Origin of the sequence: Bacillus sp. FSL W7-1085 (genome assembly GCF_038595035.1) — a bacterium.
GTDB lineage: Bacteria > Bacillota > Bacilli > Bacillales > Bacillaceae > Bacillus > Bacillus altitudinis.
In genome coordinates this window covers 2,481,661-2,500,963 of the sequence record NZ_CP152000.1, presented here as the reverse complement: position 1 = coordinate 2,500,963, position 19,303 = coordinate 2,481,661, and the positions used below count along the sequence as shown (strand labels likewise).

22 protein-coding genes and 2 other annotated features are annotated in these 19,303 nt (G+C 42.1%); of the genes, 20 read left to right on the top strand and 2 right to left on the bottom strand.

Annotation, left to right across the window (positions count from 1 at the left end):
- Window positions 1-6: 6 nt before the first annotated feature.
- A complete protein-coding gene (locus tag MKY11_RS12910; protein ID WP_024718406.1) occupies window positions 7-198 on the bottom strand; it encodes a hypothetical protein in 192 nt (63 codons plus the stop codon).
- A 166-nt stretch (window positions 199-364) separates the two neighbouring features.
- Window positions 365-594: a binding site (T-box leader), on the top strand.
- A 59-nt stretch (window positions 595-653) separates the two neighbouring features.
- Here MKY11_RS12910 and MKY11_RS12905 point away from each other — a divergent pair.
- The 20 genes from MKY11_RS12905 to pheA all read left to right on the top strand — a co-directional run bounded on the left by MKY11_RS12905 (window position 654) and on the right by pheA (window position 18,737).
- Window positions 654-3,296 carry a valine--tRNA ligase gene (locus MKY11_RS12905; RefSeq protein ID WP_024718405.1) on the top strand — a complete coding sequence of 881 codons (2,643 nt, stop codon included), beginning with the start codon at window positions 654-656 and terminating at the stop codon, window positions 3,294-3,296.
- A 65-nt stretch (window positions 3,297-3,361) separates the two neighbouring features.
- Complete coding sequence (locus MKY11_RS12900) at window positions 3,362-4,666, top strand: folylpolyglutamate synthase/dihydrofolate synthase family protein (RefSeq protein WP_144679871.1); 1,305 nt, start codon at window positions 3,362-3,364, stop codon at window positions 4,664-4,666.
- A 149-nt stretch (window positions 4,667-4,815) separates the two neighbouring features.
- Window positions 4,816-5,547, top strand: a complete 732-nt coding sequence (locus tag MKY11_RS12895) for a prepilin peptidase (RefSeq protein ID WP_342501470.1) — start codon at window positions 4,816-4,818, stop codon at window positions 5,545-5,547.
- Window positions 5,528-6,721 (top strand): SPOR domain-containing protein, encoded by a 1,194-nt coding sequence (locus MKY11_RS12890; RefSeq protein WP_342501469.1) that lies wholly within the window; start codon window positions 5,528-5,530, stop codon window positions 6,719-6,721. The genes MKY11_RS12895 and MKY11_RS12890 overlap by 20 nt, the downstream gene beginning before the upstream one ends.
- Before the next feature lie 177 nt (window positions 6,722-6,898).
- Window positions 6,899-7,468 (top strand): Maf family protein, encoded by a 570-nt coding sequence (locus tag MKY11_RS12885; RefSeq protein ID WP_007501543.1) that lies wholly within the window; start codon window positions 6,899-6,901, stop codon window positions 7,466-7,468.
- 48 nt (window positions 7,469-7,516) lie between these two features.
- On the top strand, window positions 7,517-8,191 hold the full coding sequence (gene radC, locus MKY11_RS12880; RefSeq protein WP_026050121.1) for a DNA repair protein RadC: 675 nt from the start codon (window positions 7,517-7,519) through the stop codon (window positions 8,189-8,191).
- A gap of 90 nt (window positions 8,192-8,281) precedes the next feature.
- Window positions 8,282-9,301, top strand: a complete 1,020-nt coding sequence (locus MKY11_RS12875; protein WP_007501538.1) for a rod shape-determining protein — start codon at window positions 8,282-8,284, stop codon at window positions 9,299-9,301.
- A gap of 27 nt (window positions 9,302-9,328) precedes the next feature.
- Window positions 9,329-10,228, top strand: a complete 900-nt coding sequence (mreC, locus tag MKY11_RS12870) for a rod shape-determining protein MreC (protein ID WP_007501536.1) — start codon at window positions 9,329-9,331, stop codon at window positions 10,226-10,228.
- On the top strand, window positions 10,225-10,743 hold the full coding sequence (gene mreD / locus MKY11_RS12865; protein WP_342501468.1) for a rod shape-determining protein MreD: 519 nt from the start codon (window positions 10,225-10,227) through the stop codon (window positions 10,741-10,743). The genes mreC and mreD overlap by 4 nt, the downstream gene beginning before the upstream one ends.
- Before the next feature lie 54 nt (window positions 10,744-10,797).
- The gene (gene minC, locus MKY11_RS12860; protein ID WP_007501533.1) at window positions 10,798-11,481 is read left to right on the top strand and encodes a septum site-determining protein MinC; all 684 of its coding nucleotides are present in this window, start codon (window positions 10,798-10,800) and stop codon (window positions 11,479-11,481) included.
- A 2-nt stretch (window positions 11,482-11,483) separates the two neighbouring features.
- On the top strand, window positions 11,484-12,287 hold the full coding sequence (gene minD, locus MKY11_RS12855; RefSeq protein ID WP_017358134.1) for a septum site-determining protein MinD: 804 nt from the start codon (window positions 11,484-11,486) through the stop codon (window positions 12,285-12,287).
- Window positions 12,288-12,396: 109 nt separating this feature from the next.
- Window positions 12,397-13,188: a M23 family metallopeptidase gene (locus tag MKY11_RS12850; protein ID WP_342501466.1), complete on the top strand. Its 792-nt coding sequence runs from the start codon at window positions 12,397-12,399 to the stop codon at window positions 13,186-13,188.
- Window positions 13,181-14,050 carry a M50 family metallopeptidase gene (locus MKY11_RS12845; RefSeq protein ID WP_041506793.1) on the top strand — a complete coding sequence of 290 codons (870 nt, stop codon included), beginning with the start codon at window positions 13,181-13,183 and terminating at the stop codon, window positions 14,048-14,050. Before MKY11_RS12850 ends, MKY11_RS12845 begins: the two co-directional genes overlap by 8 nt.
- Before the next feature lie 66 nt (window positions 14,051-14,116).
- Window positions 14,117-14,190, top strand: a sequence feature (ribosomal protein L21 leader region).
- A gap of 12 nt (window positions 14,191-14,202) precedes the next feature.
- A complete protein-coding gene (rplU, locus tag MKY11_RS12840) occupies window positions 14,203-14,511 on the top strand; it encodes a 50S ribosomal protein L21 (protein ID WP_003216781.1) in 309 nt (102 codons plus the stop codon).
- A 14-nt stretch (window positions 14,512-14,525) separates the two neighbouring features.
- Window positions 14,526-14,864, top strand: a complete 339-nt coding sequence (locus MKY11_RS12835) for a ribosomal-processing cysteine protease Prp (protein WP_007501524.1) — start codon at window positions 14,526-14,528, stop codon at window positions 14,862-14,864.
- Between the two features lie 12 nt (window positions 14,865-14,876).
- Complete coding sequence (gene rpmA, locus MKY11_RS12830; RefSeq protein ID WP_003216586.1) at window positions 14,877-15,161, top strand: 50S ribosomal protein L27; 285 nt, start codon at window positions 14,877-14,879, stop codon at window positions 15,159-15,161.
- A gap of 278 nt (window positions 15,162-15,439) precedes the next feature.
- Window positions 15,440-16,033, top strand: a complete 594-nt coding sequence (locus MKY11_RS12825; RefSeq protein WP_007501522.1) for a sporulation initiation phosphotransferase B — start codon at window positions 15,440-15,442, stop codon at window positions 16,031-16,033.
- A 21-nt stretch (window positions 16,034-16,054) separates the two neighbouring features.
- A complete protein-coding gene (gene obgE, locus MKY11_RS12820) occupies window positions 16,055-17,341 on the top strand; it encodes a GTPase ObgE (RefSeq protein ID WP_007501521.1) in 1,287 nt (428 codons plus the stop codon).
- Between the two features lie 55 nt (window positions 17,342-17,396).
- Complete coding sequence (locus MKY11_RS12815) at window positions 17,397-17,840, top strand: ACT domain-containing protein (protein ID WP_008342790.1); 444 nt, start codon at window positions 17,397-17,399, stop codon at window positions 17,838-17,840.
- Window positions 17,841-17,858: 18 nt separating this feature from the next.
- A complete protein-coding gene (gene pheA / locus MKY11_RS12810; protein WP_024718396.1) occupies window positions 17,859-18,737 on the top strand; it encodes a prephenate dehydratase in 879 nt (292 codons plus the stop codon).
- Between the two features lie 24 nt (window positions 18,738-18,761).
- On the opposite strand, the gene MKY11_RS12805 is transcribed toward pheA, so the two are convergent.
- A complete protein-coding gene (locus MKY11_RS12805; protein WP_024718395.1) occupies window positions 18,762-19,301 on the bottom strand; it encodes a transcription repressor NadR in 540 nt (179 codons plus the stop codon).
- Window positions 19,302-19,303 lie beyond the last annotated feature (2 nt).

Genomic DNA, 19,303 nt, shown 5'->3' with positions numbered 1-19,303 from the left:
GCTCTCTTAAAACCAATCAAGGTGAAAGGCACAGGCGAGAAATATAAGAATTCCTAAGATGAGGACGTCAAATGTTGTGGGAAAAATGATCGTGCGAAAGCCTTGAAATATGGCAATCGGGAGAACGACTTGGGAGGCAACTGCCCGAATTTGTCTAAGCCATGGGGGGAGTGTGTAAGGATTGATCTTTTTCAAAATAAAACGCCCTCCTTCTTTATTTTGTTATTATCATATGGGCAAAGAGGCAAAGGGTGCCTGCCCAATTTGTATAAAGAAGAAGAAAAGCGGAAAAGATGATTGACGAAAACAAAAGGCATTTAGTAATATTAATAAAAGATGAGTATAAGCTGATGAACGTGATATATCGTAAGCGTGGATCAGGAAGAGTACGAGCAAGACCCTAAAGAGAGGGAAACCAATAGCTGAAAGGTTTTCTAGGATGCACTTGTTTGGAAGGTCGCCTGTGAGCTTAATTTCTTGAAACATGTAGTAGAGAAATTCGGGAGATCCCCGTTATCCTTTAGAGAGTACGGGACACGTCTAAGTGTTTCGTGAAAAAAGGTGGTACCGCGAAAAAGCTTTTTCGTCCTTTTATAAGGATGAAAAGGCTTTTTTTATGTTTCATCAGCCGAAAAAATGTGGAGGTAACACAAATGGGAACAAATAATCAAGAAATGCCAACAAAGTACGATCCAAATGCGATTGAAAAAGACCGCTATACGTACTGGCTTGAAGGGAAATTCTTCGAAGCACAAAATGACAAAACGAAAGATCCATATACAGTCGTCATTCCTCCACCAAACGTGACAGGAAAATTACACTTAGGGCATGCTTGGGATTCAACTCTTCAAGACATCGTGACTCGTATGAAACGGATGCAGGGCTATGATGTTTTATGGCTACCAGGAATGGACCATGCGGGTATTGCAACACAAGCAAAGGTAGAGGCGAAGCTTCGCGAAGAAGGTGTGAGCCGCTATGATCTCGGACGTGAAAAATTTGTAGAAGAAACGTGGAAGTGGAAAGAAGAGTATGCCGATTTTATTCGCAGCCAGTGGGCGAAAATGGGTCTAGGTCTAGACTATTCGCGTGAGCGTTTTACATTAGATGAAGGCTTGAATAAAGCGGTCCGCCAAGTGTTTGTTCAATTGTATGAAAAAGGATTGATCTATCGCGGAGAATACATCATTAACTGGGACCCAGCAACAAAAACGGCCCTTTCTGATATTGAAGTCATCTACAAGGATGTGCAAGGAGCGTTTTATCACTTGAGATATCCGCTTGCAGATGGATCAGGTTCAATTGAAATTGCGACAACAAGACCTGAAACGATGCTGGGAGATACGGCAGTCGCTGTACATCCTGAAGATGAACGCTATCAGCATTTGATTGGGAAAACAGTTGTTTTACCAATTACAGGCCGAGAGATTCCAATCGTTGGGGATGACTATGTCGATATGGAATTTGGATCAGGAGCTGTAAAAATTACGCCGGCTCATGACCCGAATGACTTCGAGCTTGGAAACCGTCATAACCTAGAGCGCATTCTTGTGATGAATGAAGATGGCACAATGAATGGAAACGCACTTCAATACAAAGGAATGGACCGCTTTGAATGTCGTAAACAGCTTGTGAAAGATCTTCAAGAAGAAGGCATTTTGTTCAAAATTGAGGACCACATGCATTCAGTTGGTCACAGTGAGCGCAGTGGCGCTGTAGTGGAGCCATATTTATCAACACAATGGTTTGTGAAAATGCAGCCGCTCGCAGATGAAGCCATCAATCTGCAAAAAGGTGATGAGCAAGTTCAATTTGTTCCAGACCGATTTGAAAAGACGTATTTACACTGGATGGAAAACATTCGTGATTGGTGTATTTCTCGTCAACTATGGTGGGGACACCGCATCCCGGCTTGGTATCATAAAGAAACGAAGGAAGTATACGTGGGACTTGATGCGCCAGAAGATATTGAAAACTGGGAGCAAGATAACGATGTACTTGATACATGGTTTAGTTCAGCGCTTTGGCCTTTCTCTACAATGGGCTGGCCGGATGCAGACAGTGAAGACTTCAAGCGCTACTACCCAACCAATCTGCTTGTAACAGGCTATGACATCATCTTCTTCTGGGTATCCCGTATGATCTTCCAAGGTCTTGAATTCACAGGAGAAAAACCATTTAAAGATGTCCTCATTCATGGTCTTATCCGCGATGAACAAGGGCGTAAAATGAGTAAGTCACTTGGCAACGGAATTGATCCAATGGAGGTCATCGACAAGTACGGAGCGGATTCATTGAGATATTTCTTAGCGACTGGAAGCTCTCCAGGTCAAGATTTACGTTTTAGCTTTGAAAAGGTTGAATCCACTTGGAACTTTGCGAACAAAATTTGGAACGCATCCCGTTTTGCTCTCATGAATATGGATGGTTTAACGTACGATGAGCTTGATTTGACAGGAGAAAAATCAGTTGCTGATCAATGGATTTTAACACGCTTAAATGAAACAATTGAAAGTGTCACACAGCTTGCTGACAAGTATGAATTCGGTGAAGTGGGCAGACATTTATACAACTTCATTTGGGATGATTTCTGTGATTGGTACATTGAAATGGCGAAACTTCCGCTTTATGGAGAAGATGAAGCAGCGAAGAAAACGACTCGTTCGATCCTTGCGTATGTATTAGATCAAACGATGAGACTTCTACATCCGTTTATGCCGTTCTTAACAGAAGAAATCTGGCAACATCTACCTCATGAAGGTGAGTCCATTACTGTAGCGGCATGGCCTGAAGTGAAGCCGGAGCTTTCCAACGAACAAGCTTCTGCTGATATGAAACTGCTTGTTGAACTGATTCGTTCTGTTCGTAACATTCGCAGTGAAGTGAACACGCCAATGAGCAAACAAGTTGAGCTTTACATTAAAGCATCTACGTCTGATGTTCAGGAACGTTTAGAGAAAAATCGTTCATATATTGAGCGCTTCACGAACCCAAGTGTTCTTGAAATTGGCACAGATGTCCCAGCTAGTGATAAAGCGATGACGGCTGTTATTTCTGGAGCAGAACTCATTCTGCCGCTTGAAGGCTTAATCAACTTAGATGAAGAAATTGCCCGTCTGCAAAAAGAGCTTGATAAACTGACAAAAGAAGTGGAACGAGTTCAGAAAAAGCTTGGCAATGAAGGCTTTATGAAAAAAGCGCCTGAAAGTGTCGTAGAAGAAGAGCGTGCGAAAGAACGTGATTATGTCGCAAAACGCGAAGCTGTTCAAAAGCGTATTGAAGAGCTGAAAGCATAAGAGTGAAAAGACGGCTCCTAATGAATTGGAGTCGTCTTTTTTGAAAATTTCGTATGAAATGAGAGATGACATTGTTTACAACCTATCATGAAGCCATTGAATGGATTCATAGCAGACTCGCTTTCGGTGTCAAACCGGGACTTGAACGAATGAAATGGCTGATGGACAGACTAGACCATCCTGAACAAAAAATAAAAGCGGTGCATGTAGCTGGAACAAATGGAAAAGGATCAACGATTGCATTTACGCGATCCATTTTACAGTCAGCGGGCTATTCAGTTGGAACCTTCACCTCGCCATTTATTTTAACGTTCAATGAACGAATTAGTGTTAATGGGGAGCCGATTTTGGACGAAGAGTGGCTGAGTTTGGTGAACGAAATCAAGCCTTTAGTTGATGAATTAGATGACACTGAGCTTGGTGCAGCAACAGAGTTTGAGATTATTACAGCATGTGCGTTTGCTTATTTTGCCTATGTGCACCAAGTAGACTTTGTCCTCTTGGAAACAGGGCTTGGCGGAAGACTTGATTCTACAAATGTAGCAGCGCCCATCTTAACAGCAATTACGTCGATTGGACACGATCATATGGCCATTTTAGGCGACACACTTGATCAGATTGCAGCAGAAAAAGCTGGCATTATTAAAGCTGGGATTCCGATGATCACGGCCGTTCATCAAGCGGAAGCTCTTACTGTGATTCAACACAAAGCCGAAGAAAAGAATGCGCCGTTTATCTCGTTACATGATACTTGTACCTTTAGGGACCAGCATCCGACTGAAACAGGTGAACGCTTCACATTCACTACCCCAAAAAGGGAGTACTCGCAGCTAGAGACAGGGTTAATCGGAACGCATCAACGGCAAAATGCTTCCCTTGCTGTTCTACTCATTGAATGGCTGGAGCAAGAAGGATATATCCATGTGCTAAATGAGCAAGTTTATGAAGGAATTCGGCAGGCGGTGTGGGCTGGAAGATTTGAAAAGGTCCAAGATCAGCCTCTTGTTTATTTAGATGGTGCTCATAACGAAGAAGGAATGGACCGTTTAATCGAAACTGTACAAGCTCATTTTTCTAGTAAACAGGTTCATGTATGTTTTAGTGCGTTAAAAGATAAACCTTACAAACAAATGATCGAAAAGCTTGAAAGGATTAGTTCATCGATTCATTTTGTTTCCTTTGACTTTCCAAGAGCAGAATCAGCGGAAAAGCTTTATGCTTGCAGTCATTTAGAAGCAAAATCGTTTGATGAAGACCCTCGTGCAGTGCTTGACTTCATTCAGAAGAAAAGAGATGACCCTTCAGCAATGATTCTGGTGACAGGTTCCCTTTATTTTATCTCAGATGTACGAAGTCGTATTTTACAGTAAGGAAAAGACGCAAATTGCTTCTATGCAATGTGCGTCTTTTTTCTTTTGATATGTAGGAGAGGGGGAAAATCACTTTTTCGCAAGGTGATCAAAGGTGAATCGCTATGGTACAATCCGGTCTATTCTATTTCCGGAAGGAGTCACCTAATTTGATTGATTTTTTTATGTTTTTCACAGGCATGGTCATGGGGTCATTTTTTCATCTAGTTGGTGAGAGGCTTCCAATGAAGCGGTCTATTCTTTTTCCTCGTTCACACTGCGGAGCTTGTAAAGAGCCGCTTTCTTTTCACGACATGCTCCCGCTTTTTTCTTATATTGTATTGAAAGGGTCATGTAAGCATTGTGGAACCCGGCTCTCTTTGCTTTATCCAATGGTTGAGCTGTTGACAGGCGGCCTTTTTTTACTCGTTTATAGACATGCTGGTTTCTCTTTTGAGGGCCTTTTTCTTGTGAGTCTATGTAGTTTATTCGTGATTGCTGTCGTGAGCGATCTTTTTTATATGAGAGTACCCAACGAGCTCTTTCTCTTCTTTTTTCCTCTTTTCGTCATATACCGCACGCTAGAACCGCTTTTTATTTGGTGGGAAGGAGCGGCATCTCTTCTTATTTGTCTTCTTTTGTTTTATAGTTTAGAACATTTCAAGCCAAATAGTGTGGGGGGAGCGGATGTCAAACTATTTGGTGTGCTTGCATTTTGCTTCGGATTTAAGCCGTTTCTGACCATTCTTTTTCTTTCGTCTGTCACGGGAATGGTTTACGCAAAGGTGTTTTCTTACAAGGCAAATGAACCCTTTCCTTTTGTTCCTGCCATCGCTTGTTCTTTCTGGTTTTATCTTTTTTTGTGTGATCTGTTAAACCCAATTGGTGATTTTTTTGGATGAGAAAATTGGCGAACACTTTTTGAACCTGCCGACAAAAGTCTTGTTCTTTTTTTTATTGGCTATGTTAAAGTGTGAAACAGAAAGAAGGACGGGTTACATTCGCGCTATTTCATTGGACAGAAAGGTCTTTCTTACAAACAATGTCAGAAAGCGGGGAATGACAGTGAAAAAAAGGCAGGCAAAAAAACAAGGGTTAAAGGTCAATATTAATGGCAAGGAAGAAATGCTGCATGGAAAAGAGCATCAGCCTCAAAAACAGCAAGAGGATCAAGTGACGTTTTCGAACTGGGAGGAAAAGAGGCAGTCGGAACAGGAGACAGCCGCTTCCGGGGAAGAACCGTCCAAACCGAAAGAAGAAGATTTTCAATGGGACGATGCAGCTGATCACATTTATCATTCGGATCCAAAGGTCGTCACACCTTATCAAAAGAAAAAAGGTTCTTTTGACCAGAAGTTCAGTAAAAACCGCGGTCCCTTCAAACGAGTGATGACAACGATTGTGTTTGCAGTCGTTCTAGGGACAGGCCTCGGTGTATTTGCACTAAGTTTAAGCAAAGATGGATCTGCCAATCCATCAGGAGGCGATCATATCAGCGTCTCAGCATCTGGAAGCGGGCCTTCGGCGAAAGCTGGGGGAGATGCACCACCGGCTGATCTTGCAGATACGTCAAAGGACAATGAAGGTGAAAAAAGTGCAGCAGGTCATTTTTCAACCTTTGTGGTGCAGGCTGGAAAGTTTTCTTCTGAAAAAGGAGCAGATGACTTAGTTGACAGTTTAAAAGAGGCAGGATATGCAGGTAAAAAGGTATCAATGGATGATGGATATTATGTTATTGCCGGACTTGCCACAGAACAAGGAATGACAAGTGCCGTTGGGAAAAAATTGATCGATCAGCATTTTGAAGCATGGGGAGGAAAAGAACTCTCATTTCAAGTGCCGGATGAGCTGACAGGTTTAATAGAGAAGGCATCTGTCTTATCCTCTAAGGTGATTGCAGGAGAAGATGTGGATCAAAAAGAAGTCACTCAGTTGATTTCTGAGCTTGAAAATGCCAAAACAACTGACGCACCAGCCAAAAGCAGTTTGCTGAAAGCTGTACAGCTTTTAAATGACCCATCTGCTGAAAATGGCTGGAAATCTCAGCAAGCGCTATTGGATCAACTAAATACGTAAAATCATGTTTTTAACAGCCAAACTAGTCAAAAAATGACTAGTTTTTTTCTTTTGCTTCCAACATAATGATGTAGGAACATGAAAATGGCATTTTCGTTAATTGTCGGTAAGATGTTCATTTGATAGGATGAATGGGTATCTTATTTCTTAGGCTAAACCCTGAAAGGATGAACAAACATGAACCAGTTAATACTCGCATCTCAATCACCTAGAAGAAAAGAATTGCTTGATTTAGCAGGGTTTTCTTATGACATTCAAGCAAGTGATTTAAAAGAAGAAATAAATCGAAACCTTTCTCCTGCTGAGAACGTCCAATGGTTGGCAGAACAAAAAGCAAATGATATTCAAAAAATACATCCCAAAGCTGTGATCATTGGTGCAGATACAATTGTTGCAATTGATGGCAAATGTCTTGGAAAGCCAAAAGACAAGGAAGATGCAGCCTCAATGCTTCAATTATTGTCAGGTAAGACACATCAAGTCTTGACTGGTGTCACGATTCAATCAGAGAATAGAAAAGAAACATTTTATGAACAGACAGACGTGACATTTTGGCCGCTTACACAAGATGAAATAGACCGCTATATTGAAACCGGTGAGCCTCTTGATAAAGCTGGAAGCTACGGCATTCAAGGAAAAGGTGCCCTGTTTGTACAAAAAATAGACGGTGATTATTTTTCCGTTGTAGGACTCCCTATTGCTAAAACAGTCAGAGTGCTTGAAACATTTGGTATCACCCCTTTTTGATGACGGGAAGGAATCAAAAAAGGAGTGTAGATCTTGAATCATTTCCCTATGCTGCTGAAGCATTTTCCTCATGATGAAAAGCCGCGCGAACGATTTGTCAAATATGGCCCAAGCAGCTTATCAAACCATGAACTTGTCGCGATTCTTTTGAGAACAGGCACAAAAAAGGAATCAGTTCTTCAAGTGTCTGCAAGACTTTTGCAAACATTTGGTGGTCTTCGTTCTGTGAAGGAAGCTTCGATTGAAGAACTGTCAAAAATTCGAGGAGTTGGAAAAGCGAAGGCGATCTCTCTTTTAGCTGCTTTAGAACTCGGCACTAGATTACACCATCAAACGACGGACAATCGTTATGTGATCCGCACGCCGGAGGATGGTGCGAATTTTGTGATGGAAGATATGAGATTTTTGACGCAGGAGAATTTCGTTTGTCTTTATCTCAATACCAAAAATCAAGTTCTTCATAAACATACTGTGTTTATCGGAAGTCTAAATTCGTCGATTGTTCACCCGCGTGAAATTTTTAAAGAGGCCTTTAAACGTTCGGCCGCTTCATTTATATGTGTGCACAACCATCCATCTGGAGATCCGACGCCCAGCAGGGAAGATATTGAAGTCACACAGCGACTTTTTGAATGTGGAAAGCTGATTGGAATACAGCTGCTTGATCATCTAGTGATCGGTGATCAAAAATTTGTGAGTTTGAAGGAAAAAGGGTATTTGTAACACTTTTTTTTTCAATGTTTTACGATATAATAGAGTTTATGAGTTTTTCCCTAAAGGGAATTTTGGTTTAAGAAAGGAAGATACATACATATGTTTGGAATTGGTACAAAAGACCTTGGAATAGATCTTGGAACAGCGAATACGCTTGTTTTTATTAAAGGAAAAGGCATTGTTGTGAGAGAACCTTCGGTCGTAGCTTTGGAAACTGATACGAAGTCTATAGTGGCGGTTGGAAATGATGCTAGAAACATGATCGGTCGTACACCTGGTAATGTTGTGGCACTGCGCCCAATGAAAGACGGAGTCATTGCAGACTACGAGACGACAGCAACAATGATGAAATATTACATTAATCAAGCATTAAAAGGTAAAGGGCTTTTTGCTCGTAAACCGTACGTGATGGTGTGTGTACCATCTGGTATTACAGCAGTAGAAGAGCGTGCAGTTATTGATGCAACAAGACAAGCTGGTGCTCGTGACGCATACCCTATTGAAGAGCCATTTGCTGCGGCAATCGGTGCTAACCTTCCTGTATGGGAGCCAACTGGAAGCATGGTTGTAGATATTGGCGGCGGTACAACAGAAGTAGCCATTATTTCACTTGGCGGTATTGTGACATCTCAATCGATCCGTGTTGCAGGAGACGAGATGGATGATGCGATCAGCAGCTACATTCGTAAAACGTATAATCTTATGATTGGTGATCGCACGTCAGAAGCGATTAAAATGGAAATCGGTTCTGCGCAGCCTGACGTACATGATGAGATGGACATTCGCGGCCGTGACCTTTTAACAGGTCTGCCAAAAACGATCTCTATTACGGCAGAAGAAATTGCAAAAGCGCTTCGCGATACGGTGGAAACAATTGTCGATGCGGTCAAAATGACACTTGAAAAAACGCCACCTGAGCTGGCAGCAGATATTATGGACCGTGGAATCGTTTTAACAGGCGGTGGTGCATTGCTGCGTAATCTTGACAAAGTCATTAGTGATGAAACAAAAATGCCGGTCATTATTGCTGAAGATCCGCTTGACTGTGTGGCGATCGGAACAGGGAAAGCACTAGAACATATTCACTTGTTCAAAGGAAAATCTAAAGATAATCGATAATTGGGCTTAAATAAAGAGGTGTAAGACATGCCGCAGTTTTTTATGAATAAAAGATTAATGTTGCTCCTTGTCTGTGTCATCGTACTGGTGGCCATGATTGGTTTTTCAGTGAAAAGCGGCAGAGGTGCTTCATGGCCGGAAAAATTAGTGGGGGATACGACAGGCTTTTTTCAAGGTGTCTTTCATAAACCATCACAATTTATTGCCGGTATTTATGGGAACGTACAAGATTTAAAGAACACATATGATGAAAACGAGCGTCTTCGAAAAAAACTTGATGGACAAACCCAATATGAGGCGAAACTTCAAGAACTAGAAGATGAGAACAAAAAACTTCGCAAGCAGCTCGGATATGTGAACTCTATTCGTGACTACACGCCCATTCTTTCAACAGTCATTGCGAGAAACCCGTCCCTTTGGGATAGTTTTGTCATGATTGATAAAGGGAAAAAACAAGGCGTTGAAAAAGATATGGCGGTCACCAATGAGAGTGGTGCGTTAATTGGGAAAATTGAAAGTGATAAGCTCAACAATTTTACGTCGACTGTAAGGTTGCTAAGCTCTACAGATCAAAATAATAGAATTTCAACGAAAATTTTTGCGAAAAAGGGCAAAGAAGAACTCAATGGAATTATTAACGGTTATGACAGCAAGAAAAAAATGCTGACAATGAACATTTTAAAATCCGATGCTGATGGGGATGTCAAAAAAGGAGATCTTGTTGAAACATCTGGAGCAGGGGGCGTATTCCCGCAGGGCTTGACGATTGGAAAGGTAAGCGAAATTGAGCCGGACCATTACGGACTGACAAAAATTATTTATGTAGAACCAGCTGCTGAACTCAATAATTTAGACCGCGTGATTGTTGTGAATCGCAGCACAAGTACGGCAGATGCATCTCAATTAACGAAGGAGGAAGGCTCGTGAAACGTGTCCTTCTTGCTTTCGTCATGTTGTTTATTTTCGTATTTGACAGTATTTTTGTCGATTTAGTGAAGCTCCCATTTGTTTCAGATAATCAAATTTTAGCACCTCATTTCATCTTACTCGCACTTGTATTTATGACAGCTTTTGTGAATCAAAAATATGGTGTGATTTATGGATTTATCTTTGGGCTTTTATATGATATTTCGTATACAGGTATTCTTGGTGTTCATATGTTTGGCTTTGGTGCGCTCTGCTATTTGTTAGCAAAAGCCTTCAAAGTTCTCCAAACGAATATGTTAGTCGTTGTCTTTCTATCGATGATTGCTGTTGCAGTGATGGAGCTTTATGTGTACGGCGTTCAAGCGACGATTCAACCAGGTATTATGCCTTTTAATACGTATGTCATCGAACGCTTTATTCCAACGATTCTTTTAAATACTGCTGCGTCTCTCATACTTGTTGTGCCGCTTAGGCTCTTTTTCATCAATGTGAAACAAGGACTGATCGACGAATAAAAGCAGGAGTTTGTCCAATTACGGCGAAATGAGTATGTTGTTGAGGTGAGCATCTTGAAAACTCAAAAACAGCAGTATGTGACAATAAAAGGTACAAAAAACGGATTAACATTACAGTTAAATGATGACTGTTCGTTTGAAGACCTTCTTTCTGGCTTGCGAGAGGTTCTTTTACTTGAGCAATATACAGATGGAAGAGAAGGACATAAAGTCAATGTGCATATTAAACTTGGTTTTCGATATTTAACAGAGGATCAAGAGGCGCGTTTAACTGAAGCGGTGTCTGAAAATGAACATCTCGTCATTCACTCTATTGAAAGTGACGTCATGTCAACTGAAGAAGCGAGACGTTTAAAAGCAGAGGCTGAGATTACTTCTGTAGCAAAAATTGTACGCTCTGGACAGGTGCTTTATGTCGAAGGAGATCTTTTATTAATAGGAGATGTCAACCCTGGTGGAACCATTCGTGCAGGGGGAAATATTTTTGTGCTCGGTGCGTTAAAAGGTGTAGCGCATGCTGGATGTAATGGAAACAAGCAAGCTGTGATTGCGGCATCTCATATGATTCCAACCCAGCTTCGCATCGCACAGGTGTTTAACCGTGCACCGGATCAAAAAGAAGATGGAAATGAAATGGAATGTGCTTATTTAGATATAGATGGCAATATGATCATTGAACGCCTGCAGCAATTGGCTCATATAAGACCTAATCTGACAAGGCTTGAGGGAGGAATGTGAAATTGGGCGAGGCTATTGTGATTACCTCAGGAAAAGGCGGCGTTGGCAAAACAACAACATCTGCAAACTTAGGCACAGCACTAGCAATTCAAGGAAAAAAAGTGTGTCTAGTTGATACCGACATCGGCCTTCGGAACTTAGATGTCGTGATGGGGCTTGAGAACCGCATTATTTATGATCTAGTCGATGTAGTAGAAGGAAGATGCAAGATTCACCAAGCGCTTGTGAAGGATAAGCGGTTCGAGGATCTTTTGTATCTTTTACCTGCTGCTCAAACAAGCGATAAAACGGCGGTAGAGCCGGAGCAGATCAAAGAATTAATTCAATCATTGAAACAAGACTTTGATTATGTTGTCATTGATTGCCCTGCTGGAATTGAGCAAGGCTTTAAAAATGCTGTATCAGGTGCTGACAAAGCGATTGTGGTCACGACACCTGAAATCTCAGCTGTGAGAGATGCAGACCGAATTATCGGCTTGCTGGAACAAGAGGATATTGAACCGCCTCGTTTGATTGTGAACCGCATTCGTACTCACATGGCGAAAAATGGCGATTCGATGGATGTGGATGAAGTTGTCCATCATTTATCAATTGATCTTCTCGGCATTGTAGCCGATGATGATGATGTCATTAAGGCTTCAAACAATGGTGAACCGATTGTCATGGATGCTAAAAATAAAGTTTCCATTGCGTATCGCAATATTGCTCGCCGCGTACTAGGTGAATCTGTTCCTCTTCAATCCTTTGAAGAAGAAAACAAAGGGATGTTTGCAAAGCTGAAAGCATTTTTCGGTGTAAGAGCATAATGATTCACGTGAGATGAGACCGATTCGATGAGAATCGGTCTTTTTGTTGCATATCATATGAGGTCGCCACATAAAATGTACAAACTGTTTGTATGTAAAGGGTGATCTTATGAAAAGAGTGGACGAGTATCGAAAGAAAATAGCGCAGCGCCGCAAAATGAAGCAGCCAGCTGCTGCCCCTAAGAAGGCAGCTTTCAAGAAGAAAGATGATATCCCGCCATGGGTCATGTTAACAGAAGAAGAAAAGCATTCTGGCTCGGCTTCCTACGAGTCAACGTCTCATCAGCCGAAAAAATTTCGCCATCCGTTATTTCATTCAAATACATTTGTGCTTAAATGTTTACTTTCTGCCTCTCTTGTACTGATTGCCGCTATTTCATTTAAAGGGCAGGCGGGGCCTTTTCAGCAGCTAAAGCCGATGATCAGTCAAACCTTTGAACAAGATTTTCAATTTGCCGCCGCCAACCGGTGGTTTGAGAAAACTGTCGGAAACCCACTTGCCTTTTTAACCGATAAAAAAGAAGGACAAAAGGACGTACAAGCCAATCAAGAGCTGGCTGTCCCTGCCTCTGGAAAAGTGCAGGAATCCTTTACGCGAAATGGTGCTGGAGTGAAAGTTGAAACATCTGCTGAAGCCATCGATAGTATGAAAGAAGGCTATGTCGTAGAAGTGAAAAAGAAAAGTGATACGGGGCTCACAGTCGTGGTGCAGCATGCAGATAACAGCTACAGCTGGTACGGCCAACTAAAAGAAGCTGATGTGGCTTTATACGATTTTGTCGATAAAGGGGAAAAAATTGGTCAAATTGCGCTTGATAAACAAGGCAAGGGGACATATTACTTCGCCATTAAGCAAAATGAACAGTTTATTGATCCCATTCAGGTGATGACCTTTGAATAGATGGCTGCTCATGCTGACAAAGGTCCATGTTCACCCGCTCCTTTGGATAGTCATGGCATTTGCCATGCTATCAGGTCAAATTAAGCCGTTGCTTTGTCTGCTCATCATCGTCTGTGTCCATGAGCTTGGACATGCAGCGGCTGCTTGTTATTATCACTGGCGGATTCGGCGGATTTTTTTACTGCCATTTGGCGGGGCGGTAGAAGTAGAAGAGCATGGGAACCGTCCGCTAAAAGAAGAGTTGGCGGTCATTTTATGCGGACCGCTTCAGCATGTCCCGCTCCAGCTCGTCGCCTGGCTTCTCATGGAAGCCTCACTTATCTCATATGATGTCTTTACGATGTTTACTTTTTATAATGTAGCGATTTTTTTAGTGAACCTTTTGCCCATTTGGCCACTTGATGGCGGGAAATTATTCTTTTTGCTCTTATCTGTTTTTTACCCTTTCCAACAGGCACATGCCCTTGCAATAAAAGGCTCTCTCATTTTTTTCGGTCTTTTGACAGCAGGGTTACTCTGTTTTGCTCCGCTACAATTCAACGGCTGGATCCTGCTCACTTTTTTAGCCTACTCGCTTGTGATGGAGCACCGGCAGCGGCATTATATCAGGGTACGTTTTTTACTAGAACGTTATTACGGTAAAAAAGAGCAAAAGGTAGAGAAACTCATTCCGCTGAGAGCCGGTGCTGAGGAGAAAATATATGAAGTGATGGCGCGATTCCAAAGGGGCTGTAAGCATCCCATTATTATCGAACGGAATGGTGTGAAAATGAGCCAGCTAGATGAAAATGAATTGCTCCATGCTTATTTTTCAGATCGAAGAACCACCTCTTCCATGGAAGATCTTCTTTTGCCGTACTAATGGTGAAAATACATTGACATTCAGCGTCTAATTTGATATATTTTTTAATGTTATGGATATGTAGCACCCGTGCTACAACCGCGCGGAGCAGGTGTAAAGTGCCTATTGGCCCCCTGTATTCGGCGAGTCTGAGTTTATTAGGAGGTGCAGAGATGTACGCAATTATCGAAACTGGTGGTAAACAAGTAAAAGTTGAAGAAGGTCAAACTGTTTATGTTGAAAAACTAGCTGCTGAAGCAGGTGAAACAGTTACTTTCGAAAACGTATTGTTTGTCGGCGGAGACACTGTCAAAGTGGGTAACCCTTCAGTTGCTGGAGCAACAGTAACGGCTAAAGTTGAAAAACAAGGTCGCGGTAAGAAAATTACTGTGTTCAAGTACAAACCGAAGAAAAACAACCACAAGAAACAAGGTCATCGTCAACCTTACACTAAAGTTGTTATCGAAAAAATCAACGCTTAAGGCGTGTGAGTGATATGATCAAAGCAACCATTACTCGGTCGCCAGCAGATGAAAGCATTACGTCTTTTCAGATGACTGGACATGCCGAGTTTGCTGAAAAAGGTCAGGATCTCGTTTGTGCAGGTGTATCTGCTGTTGTTTTCGGGTCAGTCAATTCAATTATTGCACTGACAGGAATGGATCCACTGCTTGATATTGGAGATGAAGGCGGGTATTTCTCTTTTGAACTGCCAGCTGATACAGATCCAGTCACCTTTGAAAAAGCCCAGTTGCTTTTAGAAGGCATGGTCGTTTCCTTAGAAACAATTGAACGAGATTATCACGATTATGTGAGAATATCTACAAAAAAATAGGAGGTGAACTTCATGCTTAGATTAGATCTTCAATTTTTCGCATCTAAAAAAGGGGTAGGTTCTACAAAGAACGGACGTGACTCTGAGTCTAAACGTTTAGGCGCTAAACGTGCTGATGGTCAATTCGTAACTGGTGGTTCTATCCTTTATCGTCAACGTGGAACGAAAATCTATCCAGGTGAAAACGTTGGACGCGGAGGCGACGACACTCTTTTCGCTAAAATCGACGGAACAGTTAAATTCGAACGTTTCGGTCGTGACCGTAAAAAAGTGAGCGTATATCCTGCGGCACAATAATTGCTAAAAACTCCGGTCATTGACTGGAGTTTTTTTCACTATTCAGGGAGCTTTTGCGCTTTTTACAAGTAGTACCGAAGATGATAAAAGAAGATGCACTCCATAGAATATCAAAGAATGTTTGCTGACTTTGCCTCATTTTCTCCTATACGATCAGAAAAAACAACCTTTCCTCACATAACTAGTGTTTTTCTATGCTGTCTTCTCTGTTATAATTCAGGGAGACATATTGATGATAAGACTCCTAAAAGAGAGACCAAACGATTGGGAGTGCGATAATGGAAGAGATACCAAGTAAACAAAACGAAAAATTAACTCACGTTGCATTAACGAATGAATTGATCCATTTGCTTAGTCGTTCAAGACACGACTGGATGAATAAATTGCAGTTAATCAAAGGCAACTTGACATTAGAAAAATATGACCGAGTGTTCGAAATAATAGAAGAAATGGTCATTGAAGCACAGCATGAATCCAAACTCTCAAATTTAAAAATTCCCCAATTGGCCTATTACTTTCTAACCTTTAATTGGGAGTCGCATTTTATCACCCTAGAATATGAAGTGCTTGGTGAAACCCGAGACTTATCAGCATATGAATCGCAGCTGCTAACGGTATCACGGGAGTTGTTTTCGATATTCGATCAATCAGTTTGCCAAAAAACTGAAAATCATTTAACGGTCACTTTCCAAACGGATCATGAAGAGAATGATGTGATCTTATATTTTGATTTCAAAGGAAAATTAACAAGTTTGGATGCGTTAAATGCGTTTCATGACGCAAACTATCCATGTATGAGTATAACGCAATTTCATGTGACGAATCACGAGTCCATGATTGAGCTTTGTTTGAGGCAAGAACGAGATATGTGATGCAGAGAAACGGAGGAAGTTATGTTTGTAGATCAGGTTAAAGTGTATGTTAAAGGCGGTGACGGCGGAAACGGTATGGTGGCGTTCCGTCGTGAAAAATATGTGCCAAAAGGCGGGCCAGCAGGCGGCGACGGCGGAAATGGTGCAGATGTAGTATTTGAAGTAGACGAAGGACTCAGAACATTAATGGACTTTCGTTATAAGCGTCATTTCAAGGCGGACCGCGGTGAGCATGGAATGAGTAAAAACCAGCATGGTCGAAATGCGGAAGAAATGATTGTTAAAGTTCCGCCGGGTACAGTGGTGACAGATGCTGAGACGGAACAAGTACTAGCTGACTTGACAGAGCATGGACAGCGGGCTGTGATTGCCAAAGGTGGACGTGGCGGACGTGGAAATTCACGCTTCGCAACACCAGCAAACCCTGCACCACAGCTTTCTGAAAACGGTGAGCCAGGTAAAGAACGTGACGTCATCTTAGAATTAAAAGTACTTGCAGATGTTGGACTTGTTGGTTTCCCAAGTGTCGGGAAGTCAACGCTGCTTTCGATTGTCTCTTCTGCGAAACCAAAAATTGCGGATTATCATTTTACAACGCTTGTGCCAAACCTCGGAGTTGTTGAAACAGACGATAACCGAAGCTTTGTCATGGCGGATCTGCCGGGACTGATCGAAGGAGCGCACGAAGGTGTTGGCTTAGGTCATCAATTTTTACGCCACATTGAACGTACACGTGTCATTGTCCATGTCATTGATATGTCTGGACTTGAAGGGCGTGACCCATACGAAGATTACGTGACGATCAATGAAGAGCTTGAGCAATACAATATGAGATTGACAGAGCGTCCGCAAATCATTGTAGCGAACAAAATGGACATGCCGGATGCAGCTGACAATCTAGCGGCATTTAAAGAAAAATTAACAGATGACTATAAAGTGTTCCCAATTAGTGCGATCACAAGAGAAGGGCTTCGTGAGCTCTTATTTGAAATCGCCAATCAGCTTGAAACAACACCGGAATTCCCGCTCTACAATGAAGAAGAGCTCTCTGATAACCGTGTGATGTACAAGTTTGATGAAGGAGAAGCAGCATTTGAGATCTCAAGAGATCCTGATGGTACGTTTGTCTTAACTGGTAAAGCACTTGAGCGACTGTTTAAGATGACAGATTTCTCAAGAGATGAGTCAGTGAAACGATTCTCTAGACAGCTGCGCGGAATGGGCGTTGATGATGCCCTGCGTGAACGTGGTGCTAAAGATGGAGACATCATTCGTCTGCTTGAATTTGAATTTGAATTTATCGATTGATCAAAAGGAGGGTCCAGTTCATGGGCTCTCCCGTTTTTAAAAGGGGAGAAAACAGGTGAAAGAAGAAACGTTCTATTTAGTAAGAGAGGATGTACTTCCGGATGCGATGCGAAAAACGCTTGAAGTCAAAAAGCTTCTCGATCGCAAAAAAGCGGATTCAGTTGCTGATGCTGTTCAAAAAGCGGATTTAAGCCGCAGTGCTTTTTATAAATATCGAGATGCTGTTTTTCCATTTTATACTATGGTCAAAGAGCAGATCATCACATTGTTTTTCCACCTGGAGGATCGGTCTGGGGCTCTGTCTAGGCTGCTGCAAATTGTGGCTGACTCTGGCTGTAATGTGTTATCCATTCACCAAACGATTCCGCTGCAAGGAAGAGCGAATGTTACCCTGTCGATCAGTACGGCCGGCATGGCAGATGATATCAATACAGTCATGAATCAATTAAGAAAACTTGAATTTGTCGAAAAAGTTGAAATTCTAGGTTCTGGGGCGTAAAAGGAGAGATCATAGCAGATGAAGCAATTAACGGTAGGTTACTTTGGACCAGAGGCCACATTTACTCATTTGGCTGTCTGTTCTTGTTTTCCAAAAGAAGCAGAGCAACGGGCTTATGCAACCATTCCGCAATGTATGGATGCCGTGTCAAAGGGAGAAGTAGATTTGGCGGTCGTTCCACTTGAAAATGCACTCGAAGGATCTGTGAACTTAACGATTGATTATTTAATTCATGAGGACGCTTTGTCCATTGTGGGCGAAATGACAGCACCGATTCGCCAGCACCTGCTTGTCCATCCATCGAGAGCGGAGAGCTGGGAGACATTAGATGTGATTCAGTCACACCCGCACGCCATTGCGCAGTGTCATCAATTTTTGAAGAGGCAGTTCCCTAATATCCCGCATCGGCCAGTGGAATCAACAGGTTATGCAGCAAAATACATCAGTGAGCATCCAGATGAAGCTGTTGGTGCGATTGCGAATGAAATCGCCGCAAAAACGTACGGATTGACGATTGCGAAAAAAGACATTCATGATTATCCGCACAATCATACACGTTTTGTTATTTTACATAAAGAGGCGAAGGCATCGTTCCCAATGAATTCTGGTTTTTCTTCAAAGCCAAAAACGACCATTGTTGTCAGCCTGCCAAAGGATGATCAGTCAGGTGCATTGCACCGCGTGTTATCAGCTTTTTCATGGCGGAATCTCAATTTGTCCAAAATTGAATCGCGTCCGACAAAAACAGGCCTTGGACACTATTTATTTATCATTGATATCGAAAAAGAGATGGATGATGTACTTGTCCCTGGCGCCATTCAAGAATTAGAAGCGATTGGCTGTGAAGTGAAACTACTCGGCAGCTATCAAACATATGAATTAACGAATGAAAAATAGTGTCCTGCAGGGGACACTATTTTTTTAGTCTTTAATAAGAAATCCAGCGTCATCAAGCGCTTGAATGGCTTGGTCAAGCTGCTTTTGGCTGTAGGAAGTAAGGGTATGTAAGTGTACGCCGTCTGTCAGCTCTGATAAGTAGGAGGCGCCTGTATTAGAAATATGATGTACGAAGTCAGCCACTTGTTTGCGCGTACTCACTCGAATAGAGGCCGTTAGCTCCCCGTAGACAGGGTGCTCAATCATCACGTCTTTCACCGTTACACCGTAGTCTACAATCAGTGTGAGCTCCTCTTCTGTACGATGAGGATCGTGCTTGCAAGCGATAATCTGTTCAATTTCAGTTTCCGGTGTATGCTGCGCCATATACACATAGCCTTGGCTTGTGGCAATAATGGGTTCGTTTTTTGCTTTGAGTAATGAAATATCTTGTACAATGACTTGTCGTGAGACAGCGGCTTTTTTGGCTAAAAAACTTCCGGTGAGTGGTGTATCTGTCTCTTTCAGCCACTTTAAAATGGCGTTTCTTCTTTCTTCGCCAATGAGTTTTCTCTCTTGTTCCACGT

What these genes read in the sequence shown, in the direction of transcription:
- mreC (WP_007501536.1), top strand. Translation starts at nt 9,329, where the DNA reads ATGCCGCAGTTTTTTATGAATAAAAGATTAATGTTGCTCCTTGTCTGT.
- MKY11_RS12850 (WP_342501466.1), top strand. Translation starts at nt 12,397, where the DNA reads ATGAAAAGAGTGGACGAGTATCGAAAGAAAATAGCGCAGCGCCGCAAA.
- MKY11_RS12905 (WP_024718405.1), top strand. Translation starts at nt 654, where the DNA reads ATGGGAACAAATAATCAAGAAATGCCAACAAAGTACGATCCAAATGCG.
- pheA (WP_024718396.1), top strand. Translation starts at nt 17,859, where the DNA reads ATGAAGCAATTAACGGTAGGTTACTTTGGACCAGAGGCCACATTTACT.
- MKY11_RS12875 (WP_007501538.1), top strand. Translation starts at nt 8,282, where the DNA reads ATGTTTGGAATTGGTACAAAAGACCTTGGAATAGATCTTGGAACAGCG.
- MKY11_RS12885 (WP_007501543.1), top strand. Translation starts at nt 6,899, where the DNA reads ATGAACCAGTTAATACTCGCATCTCAATCACCTAGAAGAAAAGAATTG.
- MKY11_RS12900 (WP_144679871.1), top strand. Translation starts at nt 3,362, where the DNA reads ATGACATTGTTTACAACCTATCATGAAGCCATTGAATGGATTCATAGC.
- MKY11_RS12825 (WP_007501522.1), top strand. Translation starts at nt 15,440, where the DNA reads ATGGAAGAGATACCAAGTAAACAAAACGAAAAATTAACTCACGTTGCA.
- MKY11_RS12835 (WP_007501524.1), top strand. Translation starts at nt 14,526, where the DNA reads ATGATCAAAGCAACCATTACTCGGTCGCCAGCAGATGAAAGCATTACG.
- rpmA (WP_003216586.1), top strand. Translation starts at nt 14,877, where the DNA reads ATGCTTAGATTAGATCTTCAATTTTTCGCATCTAAAAAAGGGGTAGGT.
- radC (WP_026050121.1), top strand. Translation starts at nt 7,517, where the DNA reads ATGCTGCTGAAGCATTTTCCTCATGATGAAAAGCCGCGCGAACGATTT.
- obgE (WP_007501521.1), top strand. Translation starts at nt 16,055, where the DNA reads ATGTTTGTAGATCAGGTTAAAGTGTATGTTAAAGGCGGTGACGGCGGA.
- rplU (WP_003216781.1), top strand. Translation starts at nt 14,203, where the DNA reads ATGTACGCAATTATCGAAACTGGTGGTAAACAAGTAAAAGTTGAAGAA.